Origin of the sequence: Polaribacter sp., from assembly GCF_965656025.1 — a bacterium.
Classification (GTDB): domain Bacteria; phylum Bacteroidota; class Bacteroidia; order Flavobacteriales; family Flavobacteriaceae; genus Polaribacter.
Genome location: NZ_CBFHJT010000017.1, coordinates 1 through 16,194, shown reverse-complemented (window position 1 = coordinate 16,194; position 16,194 = coordinate 1). Strand labels below are relative to the sequence as shown.

Annotated in this window: 11 protein-coding genes and 1 tRNA gene; 5 read left to right on the top strand and 7 right to left on the bottom strand. The window is 29.0% G+C overall.

All coding sequences use genetic code 11. The annotated features are described in order from the left end of the window. A partial coding sequence (locus ACTG3S_RS04840) for a PLP-dependent transferase (protein WP_439128245.1) occupies positions 1–321 on the top strand: 321 nt, incomplete at its 5' end. A 68-nt stretch (positions 322–389) separates the two neighbouring features. Here ACTG3S_RS04840 and ACTG3S_RS04835 read toward each other — a convergent pair. Then, positions 390–2,228 carry an SLC13 family permease gene (locus ACTG3S_RS04835; protein WP_439128244.1) on the bottom strand — a complete coding sequence of 613 codons (1,839 nt, stop codon included), beginning with the start codon at positions 2,226–2,228 and terminating at the stop codon, positions 390–392. A 337-nt stretch (positions 2,229–2,565) separates the two neighbouring features. Here ACTG3S_RS04835 and bshB1 point away from each other — a divergent pair, with 337 nt between their 5' ends. Beyond that, positions 2,566–3,282 carry a bacillithiol biosynthesis deacetylase BshB1 gene (bshB1, locus tag ACTG3S_RS04830; protein WP_439128243.1) on the top strand — a complete coding sequence of 239 codons (717 nt, stop codon included), beginning with the start codon at positions 2,566–2,568 and terminating at the stop codon, positions 3,280–3,282. Positions 3,283–3,335: 53 nt separating this feature from the next. Further along, positions 3,336–3,411: transfer RNA gene (locus ACTG3S_RS04825), tRNA-His, on the top strand. Positions 3,412–3,549: 138 nt separating this feature from the next. Here the strand turns inward: ACTG3S_RS04825 and ACTG3S_RS04820 are convergent. From ACTG3S_RS04820 to uvrA, 5 genes are all read right to left on the bottom strand, one after another. Continuing rightward, the gene (locus tag ACTG3S_RS04820; protein ID WP_439128242.1) at positions 3,550–4,299 is read right to left on the bottom strand and encodes a LytR/AlgR family response regulator transcription factor; all 750 of its coding nucleotides are present in this window, start codon (positions 4,297–4,299) and stop codon (positions 3,550–3,552) included. Between the two features lie 26 nt (positions 4,300–4,325). Continuing rightward, positions 4,326–6,365: a histidine kinase gene (locus ACTG3S_RS04815; RefSeq protein ID WP_439128241.1), complete on the bottom strand. Its 2,040-nt coding sequence runs from the start codon at positions 6,363–6,365 to the stop codon at positions 4,326–4,328. Between the two features lie 85 nt (positions 6,366–6,450). After that, positions 6,451–7,542, bottom strand: coding sequence for a hypothetical protein (locus tag ACTG3S_RS04810; RefSeq protein WP_439128240.1), 1,092 nt, complete (start codon positions 7,540–7,542; stop codon positions 6,451–6,453). A 128-nt stretch (positions 7,543–7,670) separates the two neighbouring features. Further along, the gene (locus ACTG3S_RS04805; protein WP_439128239.1) at positions 7,671–8,810 is read right to left on the bottom strand and encodes a MauE/DoxX family redox-associated membrane protein; all 1,140 of its coding nucleotides are present in this window, start codon (positions 8,808–8,810) and stop codon (positions 7,671–7,673) included. Positions 8,811–8,890: 80 nt separating this feature from the next. After that, positions 8,891–11,683 (bottom strand): excinuclease ABC subunit UvrA, encoded by a 2,793-nt coding sequence (uvrA, locus tag ACTG3S_RS04800; RefSeq protein ID WP_439128238.1) that lies wholly within the window; start codon positions 11,681–11,683, stop codon positions 8,891–8,893. A gap of 216 nt (positions 11,684–11,899) precedes the next feature. Between uvrA and ACTG3S_RS04795 the strand changes: the two genes are divergently transcribed. After that, positions 11,900–12,487, top strand: coding sequence for an RNA polymerase sigma factor (locus ACTG3S_RS04795; protein WP_439128237.1), 588 nt, complete (start codon positions 11,900–11,902; stop codon positions 12,485–12,487). Positions 12,488–12,887: 400 nt separating this feature from the next. Here ACTG3S_RS04795 and ACTG3S_RS04790 read toward each other — a convergent pair whose 3' ends face one another. Then, entirely contained in the window at positions 12,888–13,286 is a 399-nt protein-coding gene (locus ACTG3S_RS04790) for a DNA-binding protein (protein WP_439128236.1), read from the bottom strand. A 422-nt stretch (positions 13,287–13,708) separates the two neighbouring features. On the opposite strand from ACTG3S_RS04790, the gene ACTG3S_RS04785 reads away from it, so the two are divergent. After that, positions 13,709–15,880, top strand: a complete 2,172-nt coding sequence (locus ACTG3S_RS04785) for a hypothetical protein (RefSeq protein ID WP_439128235.1) — start codon at positions 13,709–13,711, stop codon at positions 15,878–15,880. Positions 15,881–16,194 lie beyond the last annotated feature (314 nt).

The window sequence follows — 16,194 nt, the reverse complement described above, 5'->3', positions numbered from 1 at the left end:
GGTTTAAAAAGTCATCCACAACATCAATTAGCAAAAAAACAAATGAAAGGTTTTGGAGCCATGTTATCTTTTGAACTGAAAGAAGGCATAGATCCTATGGTTTTTCAGAATTATTTACAATTGATAAAACCTTCTATGAGTTTAGCAGGTTTAGAAAGTACTACAGTAAGTCCTGCACAAACTACGCATGCTTTGTTAAGTGAAGAAGAACGTTTAGAAAGAGGCATTAAAGACGGCTTAATTCGTTTTTCTGTTGGTATAGAGGAACCTCAAGATTTAATTGCGGATATCGAGCAAGCCATAAAAAAGTCTCTTAAATAATTAAGAAACTTTAGTTTAGGGGACTTCCTATTTTCTTTTCCTTTTCTTTTTTTTAATTTTTTATGTTCTTAAAATGGCCAAATAATGGGTACTAATAACAAAGTTGTTATTAAGAAAATTACTAAAAGAGGTAAACCCACTTTAAAATAGTCCATAAATTTATAATTACCAGAGCTCATCACCATAGCATTTGTTGTTGTACCAATTGGTGTTAAAAACGCTGTAGAAGCACTTACAGCTACTGTTATTAATAAAGGTTCTGGAGAAATACCAACTGTACCAGCAGCTAATAAAACTATGGGAGCCATTAGTACAGCTGTTGCAGAGTTGTTTATAAACTGACTAAATGTAGTTGTTAAAATAAAAACTCCTGCTAATAAAAGTGTAGGGTTTTCTTTTCCTAAAAAACCAATTAAAGAATTAGAAATTAATTCTGCTGCACCCGTTTTTTGAATGGCAACACCCATTGGTATCATAGCAGCAATCATAACCACACTTGTAAAACTTATACTTTTGTAAGCTTTCGTAAAAGGCACACAACCTGTAAATAATACAATACCTGCAGAAATTAAAGCAGCTATTGAACCTGGTACCAGTTTTAAAACTAACATGGCAATCATTAAAATCAAAGCACCTAAAGCTATGTAAGATTTTGGAGTTAATTTATCCACATCCTTTAGCATTTCTTCTGGACTACCAACCACAACAATATGTTTGTGTTGTTCTTTTAGTTTTTCTATATTTTCCCAAGGTCCTCTAATAATAAAACTATCTCCGGCATTTACTCTCATTTCTTCTTCTAAAAAAGGCTCATGATTTCTAGAAGCAGCTAATAATTGTATCTCATATCTTTTAAAATATTCTTTAAGCTTAATTTTTCTACCTACCAACTGAGAATTTGGTGCAATTAAAACCTCAGACATCCCAACTTCTTGATTAATTAAATTGGTTCTTAATTCAGTTTTGGCAGATTCTTTTGGTATTAAACCCAATCTAAACTCAATCATAATTTTATTAATATCTTCTGTATTTCCTTTTACAGTAATAATGTCATGATATCTTAAATCTGTTTCATTTTCAGGAAACTCTATAAAAGGTTGGGTGCCTTTTAGTCTGTTTGGATGTCTTCTTTTTAGACGAATAATGTTAATGTGGTATTTATTTTCTAAATCCCACTCACTTAATTTTGTGTTAATTAGTGGTGATACAGATCTAATTCTTAATTGATAGTAGTCATTATCTATTTCGTAGCCTTTAATCCACTCGTGCAAAGTAGAATCTATATTAATAGGTTTATTATTTGTTTTATTTTTTGGTAAAACTTTAAAACCTACATATCTAAAATACACCAAAGCAATAATTAATAAAGGTAAAGCAATCAACCCAAATTCAAAAAAAGAGAAACCTTCAAAACCAGCCTCAATTAATGCATTATTTGCAATAATGTTTGGTGGTGTACCTGTTAAGGTTAATAAACCACCTGTGTTAGATCCAAAAGCAACTGGAATTAATATTTTAGATGGTAATGTACCAATACTCCATGCAGAAGAAATAGTTGCAGGCAATAAGGTAGCAACTGTACCCGTATTACTTACAAAGCCAGACAATACACCAGAACCTAATGTAATAATTACTAATAATTTTGGTACACTTTTTCCAGCCAATTCAATCAATTTTTTACCAGCTAAGGCTGTCCAACCCGTTTGCGATAAACCTTCGCCTATAATAAAAAGCGCAGCAATCATAATAACAGTAGGGTTGCTAAAACCACTTAAGGTTTCGTTTAAATTTATAATGCCACATAAGAATAAACTTAGCATAGAAACTAATGCAATTACATCTGGAGAGTATTTTCCCCAAACAAATAAACCAATAGTAATTGCTAAAATAACAAGCATCAAAGTCATAATTTTCTGTTTTTATATTTTGTTTTATGATGTAAAATTATGCTGATATCAAGCGGGTTTACATGATATATATCATAACTTTTCGATTTGTAAAATTTTTGTGATTATCATAAAAAAAAGACATTATTTTAACTATTTGTAAATACGAAAACGAAATAGACACAATGGCTTCTTATATTTTCTTTTAAAATTGATTATTTTTGATGTCTCTTTTAATTTTATTTACGAGAATGAATTAAAAATTACATCAATATATTTGCTAACTTAAATAATTATTGTGAATTATTGAATATATTAAATGTATAATCAAACATTTTAAAAAACAGTATAAATATATATGAAATTAGATATTTTGGCTTTTGGTGCACATCCAGATGATGTAGAATTAAGTTGTGGAGCAACCATTGCTAAAGAAGTTTCTTTAGGTAAAAAAGTAGGGATTGTAGATTTAACAAGAGGCGAGTTAGGTACACGTGGTTCTGCCGAAATTAGAAAAGTAGAGGCAGAAAATGCAGCAAAAATATTGGGCGTTTCTGTGCGTGAAAATTTAGGTTTTGCAGATGGTTTTTTCACGAATGATAAAAGTCACCAACTAGAAATCATAAAAATGATTCGTAAATATCAACCAGAAATTGTGTTGTGTAATGCTATTGATGATAGGCACATAGACCATGGAAAAGGAAGTAAATTGGTCTCTGACGCTTGTTTTTTAAGTGGTTTAATGAAGATAGAAACCAGTTTAGAAGGTGAAGCTCAGGAAAAATGGCGTCCAAAACAAGTATATCATTATATGCAATGGAAAAATATAGAACCTCATTTTGTATTAAACGTATCTGGTTTTATAGATATAAAAACAGCAGCTGTTTTGGCTTATAAAACACAGTTTTACGATCCAAATAGTAAAGAACCAGAAACACCTATTACAAGTAAAAATTTTATAGACAGCATAAATTACAGAGCAAGAGATTTAGGAAGGTTGATAGGAGTAGAATATGCAGAAGGTTTTAATACAGAACGTTACGCAGCTGTAGAAAGTTTAGATAAATTAATTTAAATTTTTGTTGTTTTAGAATAGAAAAAATATTTATATTTGCACCCGCAACAAATGGTGGTTGTAGCTCAGTTGGTTAGAGCGTCGGTTTGTGGTACCGAAAGTCGTGGGTTCGAGCCCCATCTTCCACCCAAAAGACAAAGCTTCTTAGAAATAAGAAGCTTTTTTTGTGGATTTATTTTACAACTATATGGTTATTTTATTTTCTATAATATTTATAATTTTAGTTTTTGGGCTTTTAATAAATACTAAGTTTAAAAACTAAGTAATTTAATAAGAATTCAAAATTTCTAAAACTTCTGCTCTTTTTCTAACAGAAACAGGCACATTTGAGTTATCTGTAAGTATTAAATAGCCTCCATCAGATTTTATAAATTCTTTAATATATTTGGAATTTATTAAATGACTTTGATGTACTCTTATAAAAGCTACTTCTGTTAATAAATCTGCAAAATATTTTAAAGTTTTAGAAACCAATAATTTAGAACCATCTTTAAAATAAAAAGTAGTGTAATTATTGTCTGATTTACAACGAATAATATCTGCAATTTGTACCACAATAATTTTATCTGATGTATTTAAAGATATTTTTTGGGGTTTGTTTTTGGGTGAAGTCACTGTTTGCTGCAAAACTTCTAATTGTGCTTTGTCCGGTTGCATTTGACTTTTTGCTTTATTGATTGCATTGTCTAAATCCGTATCTGAATAGGGTTTTAAAATATAATCGATTGCAGAAAATTTAAACGCTTTTATGGCATGTGCATCACTTGCAGTTACAAAAATTATTTTTGATGTTAAGTTTGGAAAAATTTCTAAAATATCAAAGCCAGTTCCATCACCTAACATAATGTCTAAAAAGAGAATTTCTGGTTGTTTTTTTTGTAATAATTTAGCAGCTTCTACCACACTTTTAGCAGTACCAATAATTTCTAGTTCTTTATGGTTATTAGTGATGTCGTTTGTTAACATATTTAAAGCTAACTCATTATCTTCTACTAAAATTGCGGTTGTTTTTGTCATAATTTTATTTCCTTCTTTTCATTTGTTTAAAAATCTGTTTTTAAAGGAATTTTAAACCATACTTTTGTGCCAGAAATTATATTTTCTTTTTTAGTTTCTACGACCGAAAAAGTACTATGTTTAGATAGATTTTCTATTCTTTCTTTGGTTACTTTTAAAGCGACAGAAGTGTGGTTTTTATGTGATTTATTTTTTTGTGATTGATAAATTCCAATTCCATTATCTATAACTGTACATTCTAAAAACCTGTTTTTTATGGTAAAATTGATGCTAATTTTATTTTTTGAATCATTTTGTTGAATCCCATGTTTTATGGAGTTTTCTAAAAAAGGTTGCACCAACATTGGCGGAATTAAAATTTCTTCTGCATCCATTCCGTTTAAAGAAGTTTTTAGTTCAAAAGTAAAGTTTTTAGAATTCATTTGTTGTTCTAATTGAAGGTAGGTTTCTAGCGTAACTATTTCTTCTTTCAAACTAATTTCTTCTAAACGCGAATTGTTTAAAACGCTTCTTAAAAGAACAGAAAACTGAGAAATTGTTTTGTTCAATTCCTTTTTGTCATCAGCATTACCAAGTGCTTTGATGCCATTTAACACATTAAAAATAAAATGCGGATTCATTTGCAACTGCAAAGCTTTTTGCTCTAAAGACAATAAATGATTTTCTAGTTGTAAAGTATTCACTTTTGCTTGATGTTTTTTCTTTACTTTTCTTAGATACAGTTCAACCAAAGCAGCTAATAACAAGCAAAAAACGACTACACTCAACATATAAAACCAAGCTTGTTTGTAAAAAGGTGTTTTTATTTTAAAAGCGAATTGTTTACTATTAATCGCATCAGCATTTTTAAAACGAGCTTCTACAATAAATTTATAAGTTCCTGCTTGTAGATTAGCAAAGTTAATTTGTGTTTGCGACGACCAAGGAGAAAAGGCACCATTTAATTTATAACGAAATTCAATATTTTTTGGATTGCTAATAGAAACACTTTGTAACAAAAAAGAAATATTATTTTGATTCGGTTCTAATTGTAAAGTTTTACTATAATCTTGAGTAGATATAGAGTCTACACGAGTATAATTTACAGCTATGTCTGCAATAATAAGAACAGGCTTTGTAGGAATTTGATTACTTTTTTTTAGGAACAAATTATTTTCTGTGGCAATAAAAATATTGTTTTCTAAATCTTGAAAAACAGTGTTTATAACATTCGAGTTTAAATTGCTGTTGTATTTGTTCAATCGTTTTTCAAAAATAAAATTGGTTGCATTTAAAATATCAATTCCGTTATTTGCGGTAATTACATATAGTTTATTTGCAATATTTTCTATGCTTTTAATATTGTTTGTAGTATATCTTTCTATGAGTTGATAATCAGTATTTAATTCTAATATTTTGGAATTTTTTTTAACTGTAAATAAGCGATTCTCTATTTGTAGAAGAGAGGAGAAGTTTCCTTTTTGAACTACTTTTATTTGTTTTGGTTCAAATAAATTATCGACTTGCCAAAGACCATTATTTGTAGCAATTATAAAGTGTTTTTTATAAAAAGTGATATCGTTAATAATAGAAAAATCTAATTTGTAGGTAGTTTTTAGTGGCTGCAAATACTCTTTTTTTAGAGTTGCTATTCCTTGGTTGGTACCAATAAAAATTGCATTGTTATGAGTAAATATTGTATTGACATTTTTGGCATCGTAAGTAAAAAGTCGATTTTTAGTTTTTAGCTGTAAACTTTTATTTTTACCAATAAATAAAGAATCATTTTTAGATAAAATGGTATTTACTTTTTCTGAATATTTTAAATTTTGTTTCTTAAATGAAACCCCATCAAACCTTAATAAACCTTTGTTTGTACCCAGCCAAATATTATGATAATCATCTTGGGCAATTGTTAGCACTTCTAAATTTTTAAACTCTTTAAAACTTTCAATTTCATTAAAATTATTTTCTTGTGAGTGTGTGGCATTTATCAACAAAACAACAGTAAAAAAGAACCCAACAGTATTTTTTAACTGTTTTTTTAATGCATACATCAATAAAAAGAGATTTAAAAATATTTTCATTATTACAAACTTACTAATTAAAACGCCATTACACCATTTTTAATTTTGTGTAATGACGTTATCAAACTACAATTTCCATTCCATTTTACTTCATCGCATAAAGGCGTCTATTGGTTGTGTCTGGTTCTACGTGTTCTAAATCTCCATAAGGCTTAATTAAAGGTTTTAGTACACACAAACCTGTGGTTCTTCCTTTAATAGTTAATGTACTTCCTTTCACATTCCACGTCCATCTAAATTTTTCTAAAGGGATGTCATATTTATTAAATTCAGCCAATAATTCGTCTTGTGTTTCAATCCAATCCATTACATCTTCTGGCATTGTAAATTTTGGCATTTGATTGTCTGTGTTAAAAAAATCGAACTCCCATTTAATTGGTATGCTAAATTGTGTGGTGTAAGGTTCACCTACATATCTTTCTTCTTCATTATTTAAAGCATCATACCAATCGATATCTTTCTCTTCGGGATATTTTTTAGCAATTTCTTTAGATAAGTCCATTTTTCCAGGAGAATAAGCTGTTGGATAAAATACATAATAAGGCTGTGCTAAATAATGATCTGCAAACTTACCGCCAAAAATAGTATGATATGGAGAGGCAATTACCTTTGGGTTTTCTGGTGCGTGAAAAGCATCTTTTAAGGTTTTTATCAGTGCTTTATTTTCTATTAAACCAGAGGCATGAAAAACAATTTTAGAGTTGGCATTTACCACATTTTGCAAAGTAGGTAAAGTACCTTGTGTTATAGATTTCCTTAAGGTTTCTGATGTTATTTTATCGCCTCTAATTACGGTTTCTAAATTCATGCCTTTATAAGGATTGCTCTTGTTTACAATATGAATCTCGCTATAAACACGTTGATTCCCATTATTGTTTAACCACACAATAATTTCCTCTAAAGAATATTGTCCATCAATTACTTTTAGCCCTTTTTCTTTAAAATAATTTCTGGCTTTTGAGTAAAAAGTTTCATTGCCTTTATCAAAACCAGCAATAAAAACGATTGGTTTTTGATAGGTAACTTCTTTAATTACTTTTTTTGCAGGTATGTTGTTTTTAACAACTACTGCTGTAGGTTTTGCTTTTTTTGATGATGATGAGTCGCAGTTTACAAATAAACTGGTACTTACGATGGTTGCTATTGCAAATACGGTGTTTCTGAAGATTGTTTTCATAATTTCTACTTTTTTAAATGTTAATACACTGTAAAAGTAGTGGCTATGTTTACTTAAATTTTGGCTGTTTTAGAATTCGTGGAAGTTGAATTAGAATTCGTACTTAAAAACAATAAACTACTTATAATTTATTCCCCTTCATGGTTGTAAACCACCAATTCAGTCAATCCTTCTTCTTCGGGATTATTGGCAAAAGAGCGCAAATAAACATCTAAAGACTGTATCATTCTTTCCTCTGGATAAAAGAGTACTTTATTATCATATTGTGCCCATTCATTTACATTTAAATAAGCTTTTCCGTTTTTATATCTGTAAAAATCTTGAATATGATTGGGCAAAGCGTCTTCTAATTCTTCATTTACAAAAACATTGTAATAGTTTAAATCTGCTGTAAAAAAGTGAAATGACAATAAACTATCATAAAAACCAGTAAAAAAATTTGCCATGGGTAATCCTATTGTAAATACTAAAATGGCAAGTTTTTGTTTGTTAAAAAACTGGATAAAAAAATCGAAAGCATTTGTGGTTTTAAGCGTCCAAAAGATAATTACTACAGAAAACATGTTTTGAATATTCCAAGGCACTACATTGTAACCATAACCTAAATAAAAAAGTAAAAATGTAATAATAGCATGCATAGATAATATAAACAACACACCAAATTTTCTGGTTTTATTAAATAATAACAAAATTCCCATTGATGCCTCAAACCAAGGTACAGCGTAGGTAAAACTTTCTAAAAACCATTGTGGTAAGCAAATTAAAGCGTTGCTAGAACTTTCTACGCAACTAAAGTGTTTGTTTAACGCTGATAGCCATTGTACATAAAAAGAATGATTTAATTTTTGAATTCCACTCCAGAAATAAGTAGCAAAAAAAACTAAAATTACAGCATATAAAACCTTTTTATAATCTGTTTTTCTAGGAAAAATTTCGATAGCTAAAATAGTTAGAAAACTTTGATAAAAGTAAGGTTGTAGCCTATTTTGATCTACCAATGCCAAATAAAGGTAGAGTAGGAGAATTACCCAACCTTGCCATCTTTTATTCTGAAAAATGTATACAATTTGTATGATAAAAAAGAAACCTGCTAAAATATAATCTAGCGGATTTGTTGGAATTGGTAGCCAATCAAACAACGGTATTACAGGAAAAGTTTTAGTAGTAACCCATAATTTTGGGGCATACACCATTAAAATTAAAACGGCTAAAATGGCAATAATTCTAACGTAATTTACTTTTTGCTGGTTGGTTAGGTTTGTGGTCATTTTAATTTATTTTTATCACCAATTAAATATTTGTGAGATTCCTCCTCATTCTTCATTCGGAATGACACCTTAATTTTATTTTAAAACGCCAGTTTCTCAGCCAAATATTTAGCTGTATACGATTTTTTATTTCTAGCCAATTTTTCAGGTGTACCTTGAAAAATAAGTTCTCCACCATTTCTGCCACCTTCTAAGCCTAAATCTATAATGTAATCTGCACATTTTATTAGCTCAATATTATGCTCAATCACTACAATAGAATGTCCTTTTTCTATTAAGGCATTAAAACTAGCCAATAATTTTTTAATATCATGAAAATGTAAACCAGTTGTTGGTTCATCAAAAATAAAAAGTGCTTTGTCTTTGGTGTTTCCTTTCACCAGAAAAGACGCTAACTTTATTCTTTGAGCTTCACCACCAGAAAGGGTAGAAGAAGATTGCCCCAAAGTTACATAGCCCAAACCAACATCTTGCAAGGGTTTTAATTTATTAGCAATTTTGGTTACTAAGTTTTCTGAGAAAAAAGTAACAGCATCATCAATCGTTAAATTTAAAATATCATCTATCGATTTTCCATCGAACTTTACTTCTAAAACTTCTTTTTTAAAGCGTTTTCCATTACAAACATCGCATTCTAGGTGGACGTCTGCCATAAATTGCATTTCTATGGTTACTTCTCCTTCACCTTTACAAACCTCACAACGTCCACCTTCTACATTAAAAGAAAAGTGTTTGGGTTTGTAGTTTCTAATTTTAGATAATTTTTGATTAGAAAATAAGGCACGAATATCATCATACGCCTTAATATATGTAACTGGGTTAGAACGCGAAGATCTACCAATTGGATTTTGATCTATAAATTCAACATGTTTTAGTGTGTCAAAACTACCTTTTACTTCTGTATGTTGGCCCACTTTATCACCATAACCAATCAATTTTTTTTGTAAGGTTGGATACAGAATTTTTTTAACTAACGTACTTTTTCCTGAACCCGAAACTCCTGTAATTACGGACAAACAGTTTAAAGGAAAAGTAACATCTATATTTTGTAAATTATGTTCTCTTGCGCCAATAATTTCTATTTTATTTTTTGAAGTTCTACGTTTTGTAGGTACTTCAATTTTTAAGTCTTCATTTAAGTATTTTGCTGTTAAAGATTCGGATTTTAAAATTTCTGTAAAACTACCTTCTGCAACTACATTACCACCAAAAGTACCCGCTTCTGGACCAATATCTATTATATAATCTGCTTCTTTCATGATGTCTTCATCATGTTCCACTACAACAACTGTATTGCCTAAATCTCGTAAATCTTTTAAAACACCAATTAAGCGTTCTGTATCTTTTGGATGCAAACCAATGCTAGGTTCATCTAAAATATACATAGAGCCAACCAGAGAGCTCCCCAATGATGTTGCTAAATTTATTCTTTGGCTTTCGCCACCAGAAAGGGTGTTAGAAGTTCTATTTAACGTTAAGTAAGACAAGCCAACATCTGTTAAAAACTGCAATCTGTTATTAATTTCTGTCAATAATCGTTTTCCAATTTTTTCTTCGTATTTGTCTAATTTTAAAGATTTAAAATATGTAGATAATTCATCTAAAGGCATGGTAACCAAATCAGAAATTGTTTTCTCGTTTATTTTTACATAATTGGTTTCTTCTCTTAAACGTTTGCCATTACAAGTAGTACATTTGGTTTTACCTCTGTAACGAGATAACATAACACGATTCTGAATTTTATAGCTTTTTTCTTCTAAAGCTTTAAAAAAGTGATGAATTCCGTTAAAAGATTTATTGCCATTCCAAACCAATTCTTGTTGTTTTTCTGTTAGTTGAAACCAAGGTTTGTGAATTGGAATATCAAATTGATATGCAACATCTATTAACGTGTCTTTATAATGAATGTAAGAAGGTGTTTTAAAAGGAAAAATAGCATCTTCCATAATAGATAAACCTGTATTGGGAATCACCAAATCTTCATCTATACCAATTACGTTTCCGTAACCTTCGCAAGTAGGACAAGCACCATAAGGATTATTGAAACTAAAAAAATGAGTGTTGGGTTCTAAAAAAAGCATGCCGTCTAACTCAAATTTATTACTAAACTCAGTTACTTTTTTTTGAGATAAATTTTCTACAAAACAACTGCCTTTTCCTTCAAAAAAAGCAGTTTGTATGGCATCTGCTAATCTATTGTAAAAATCTTCATCATCTTTAGTTACAATTCTATCGACCACTAAAAATAAAGGCTCGTTTTGATACTCTTTTTGTGGTAAATCTGCAATTCTATATACTTTGTCATTCCATTTTAAACGAGCATAACCCTGTTGTTCTAAAACCTGTAAAACGGTTTTTAAATCTCTGTTTTCACTTATAGTAATAGGAGCTAACAATAACAGTTTTGTTCTTTCATCAAATTTCTTTACAAAATTTACAACATCAGAAACGGTATCTTTTTTAACTTCTTTACCAGAAATAGGAGAGTAGGTTTTACCAATTCTAGCATATAATAATTTAATATAATCGTAAATTTCTGTAGATGTGCCTACTGTAGAACGTGGGTTTGTAGAATTTACTTTTTGTTCTATGGCAATGGCTGGTGCAATCCCTTTTATGTAATCTACTTTTGGCTTGTCTAATTTGCCTAAAAACTGTCTTGCATATGAACTTAAACTCTCTACATAACGTCTTTGTCCTTCTGCATACAGGGTGTCAAAAGCTAAAGAAGATTTACCAGACCCAGAAAGTCCAGTAACAACAACCAATTTATTTCTTGGTATTACTACATCAATATCTTTTAAATTGTGCAGTTTAGCACCTTTAATTATGATGTTTTCTTTAGGGTTTACTTTAGAAAGATCTGTCTTCATGTATCAATAAAATATAAGCTATAAAATTACCAAAAAAATAGCTGTTTTAAGAAGTAGTAAAAATGTTTTTTTGTTAAATGTTTGTTTGTGTAAAAAAAAATATACATATTTGTTATTGATAAATCTCATAAAATTAGACGTATATAGTAAAAAACTACTTTTTTAATTAACAATTAATAAAATTCTGAAAAGCCTCTTAGCTTTTCTAAAGTAGTTATGGTACGTACAAATTCAATTTCTGATAGTAAATTAGTAAGCGATTACCTTAAAGGTAGTGAAGCATCTTTGGCTGTTTTGATAAATAGACATCAACAAAGACTTTTTAGCTTTATCTATAGCAAAGTTCAAGACAAAGCAATTACTGAAGATATTTTTCAAGATACCTTTATCAAAGTAATTAGAACCTTAAAAAAAGGAAAATATAACGAAGAAGGTAAATTTTTACCTTGGGTAATGCGCATTGCGCACAATCTTGTTATTGATTATTTTAGAAAAAATAACAGGATGCCAAAATTTCAAAATACAGATGAATTTAATATTTTTTCTGTTATTAATGATGGTAGCCTAAACGCAGAAAAACAAATTATACAAGAGCAAATTTACGATGATGTAAGAGAGCTTATCAATGGCTTGCCAGAAGAACAAAAAGAAGTTTTGGTAATGCGTATGTATAAAGATATGAGCTTTAAAGAAATTAGCGAAAATACGGGTGTAAGTATCAATACAGCCCTAGGTAGAATGCGTTATGCATTAATAAATATGCGTAAGTTAATAGAAAAACATAAAATTATTTTGGTAAACTAACAATAAAGTAAAAATAGCATCGTTATTATTTTAGAAACCAACATTTTAAATAGTATATATGATGCAACTTTACTCAAAAAAGCCGTCTGATTTACAGATGCAACCCAAAAAAGAAACAGTTCAATTTTTGATTAATTTTTCCAAATCGTTACGAGTTGTAAAAACAAAATCAAAAGACTTCATTGAATTGAATTTGAATTAAGAGTGGAAAAAGCTTCAACAAATGTTGAGGCTTTTTTTATGGTTAAGGATAACATTCATTTTGTCAATGAATTGGGTAACCTTTACAGAGATGACAAGCTGTATGTTATTACGATTGGAGTATGAGCAAAGTCAAGAAATCTATAAAGATTTAAATTTCAAAAAACATCCCCCCAACCAAAAACCACCAACTAATAATTTACAAATACCTACTCCCTTCTTTATATACTTGCACACCTGCTTTCAGCATTTTTTTAAGTTTACGAGAAGGTTGATAATTGATATTAAATTTTTTAATATTTTTTTTAGCAGACAATTCCTCTGGTGATGGGGCAGCCACACTTTGCAAGCCCATTTTAAATTTACCTACATCACCCATATCTATAGTGTAACCATTTTGTAGGTAAAAATCCATTTTTATACCCAGTGCAATCAAAACCGCTTTTACATCTACTTGATGCAAACTACACTCGTTACTAATATCGGTACTTAATTTTTCTAAGTCTATGGTACCTTTACTAATTGCCTGAATTATGTATTGTGGCGTATTATTTTGTAAACTATTGTTTCTTTTGGTAATTCTGTACTGTAAAGCCATTTTTTTGTATATTTGATTATAAGTGTGTAAAACAAGGCAAAAACCTTATATGATAACCCTTTATCAAATATACTACAAGTTTTGCATAAATATACTAATACATTTGTATAAAATTACTAGTAAATTCATTCAAAAATACTACAACATTTACTAAAAGTTACTGAACTTTTCCAAGTTGCATCAAGGTGCATGTGCTACTGCGTCTTGATGTATGTGCAATTGCATATTGATTTGTGATGTATTGTTTATGGATGTTGTTTGGGATAATTTATTGTTAATAATTAGTACAATAAAAATTTACTTGGTAATATACCTATTTAACTTAAAAAGATTTCTATTTTTATAGTTCATTATTATGAAAAAGTAAATGAACGCATCTCAAATAGAAAAAAATAACTTAACTAACCAATATCAAATTTGCTATGAAAATTTTAAAAAAAAGAATTGTACTTATATTATTTATATTATTAGCAGTCAATATAAGTGCACAGGAAATAGAACATCAGGCACCAACATTGCAGGTAGGTTTAGATGGGTTAAACTTTACAAAAGGAACTTTAGACCCTGAAGTAATTGCAAGAATAATTGCTGAGAAGCAAAGTGAAATTAAAATAAAAGTTATACAAAACTCTTTTTTAAAAAAAATATACGGTTCAGGTGGTACAATATATAATTATGCCGACAACATTATAAAAGGGGTATTAGAAGAGCCAGATACAGATATTCGTACTCGTAAAATTATGGAGAGTACTGTGAACTTGGTTTTTGTGTATGCGTTTGCTGATTTTTATCTAAAAAAATCTGCAACTGATAGTGATATCAAGTCTAAATTACAAGCTTTAGCAATAGGTTATCATTTAGATTCTTTAAAAGATTTTAGTAGAGGGTTAAAATATAAAGGTCTTTTGGCTAACTATAATGACTCAATTTTAAAATCTAATAAAAACGTTTATGAAGGCTTATCCACAAAGGAGTCAACAAACAAGATTAAAAATAACTTAAATAATTTCGTGTCGCTTATTATTGATATTTCAAGTGAAGTAATAAGAGATAATGAAAAATTAAGTGACCTTGGTTTAATGAGGGTTTCTTATTCTAACAATTATGATTATTTAAACATGTTTAATATTCAGAAAAAGTATTACGAATATTATAAGGATGAAAACGCTATTTATAACAAAGATAATTTAGCATATAGCAAAGCTATTTATGATAGCATGAATACTTTTCTGCGCAACTATACCTCAACTATAGGTGCTTTAAAATACATATTAGAGAAATCTAATTTTAAAAGCAATAGTATAGATAAAGTGTATTTTAATGGACAAGCAGACTTTAGCTTAAATCAAGAATCTAAGTTTTTTTTAGACGAAATAGAGAGTGATAGCGCTAATAATTTATCTATTACACAGTATGATAGTACTATTGTTAATTTAAGGAACTCTATTGAAGAATTGTCGAAAAAATTAACCAATGCTAATAAACAATCGAACGAAAATATAAGAGAAAATTATATTAAAGATTTAGAAACTGGTATAAAGAAATTAAGTTCAGTTTTAAATTACCTCAAAAAAATAAAAATATTTTTGAATGACATAAATATAAAACCTGAAGATAAATTTCTAATGTTTAGTGATATGTTGTATTCATTAAAGAATGAGATTATTCCAAATATTGAATATAGTGTAAAATATTTTCCGGATTTAATTGAATCAAAAGATTTTATAGATGATTTGTCTAAAAAATTATATGTATCATTCACAGAGAACTCAAATTTCAAATTTTTAAATAACTTAAATAAGAATCCTGAACCATTTGTAAGCTTAGTTTCAAAATTATACGAATTTGATAAAACCAAAACTTTTTCTGAATATGTAAATATTATTTCTCTTTTAGATGAAGTTTTTGAAACAGGTAAGTATAAATCTGCATTGGCAACATTAAATACATTTGTTAAAGATTATACTGAAATAACTAAAGATTCAAATGGAAATGAAGTATTAATTTTTAATGTAGAAAGTTTTTTAGTGAAATTAGACAAAATGCAGACTGATAAAATTAATCGTTTTCAATTTCATTTTACAGTGGGAATGAATACAACTTCTTTTGTAAATGGTGCAATTGATTTAGGAAATGGTGAAAGCATAAGTAATTTTTCTCACTTTAGTGAAAAAATAGGTTTAAAAATAAAATTAGTAAATCGAGGTGATTGGCTACCAAGAAATCCAGGTGAAACTTATGGTAGTTTTGGTAAATTTTATACAAAAACAAGTCCACCAAAAGAACCTCTTATTTCCAATTGGCACATCCTTATTTATGGCTCAGGTATATTGTATAATTTAATTAACAGCAGTACAAATAAAGAATTTAATTTTCCTATGGCAGGCGTTGGTACTGGCGTTACATTTTTTAATGCCTTAGATTTTAATGTTTCTGTGGGTATACCTCTACTAGAAAAAGGTGGCTTTACTGCAATGAAAAATAATGCTTTTGTTAGTTTTGGTTTTGATATTCAAATTGCAGAATATTTTAAAGAGTTAGGTAAAAAACGAAGAGAAAGAAAAAGGAACGAACAACTTACTACAAAAAAATAAAATGCCAGACATAGTACACGTAAAATACCAACAAACAGGAAAAAGCAAAAGCACTAATAAGTTAGGTATGCGAGAAATGCAACAAAAAGCATTGCGAGGCACGTAGCAATCTCATAATTTATAGAAATTTTATATTGTAATGGAAAACAACCAACAAAACATCATTATTTATAACACGCCAGATGGTAGCATCTGTAAGTTTATATATCAAAGATGGTAACGTTTGGATGAACCAAAGTCAGCTAGCAGCACTTTTTGACACCTCTATACCAAACATCAGTATGCATATATCTAATATACTGAAAGAAAAGGAA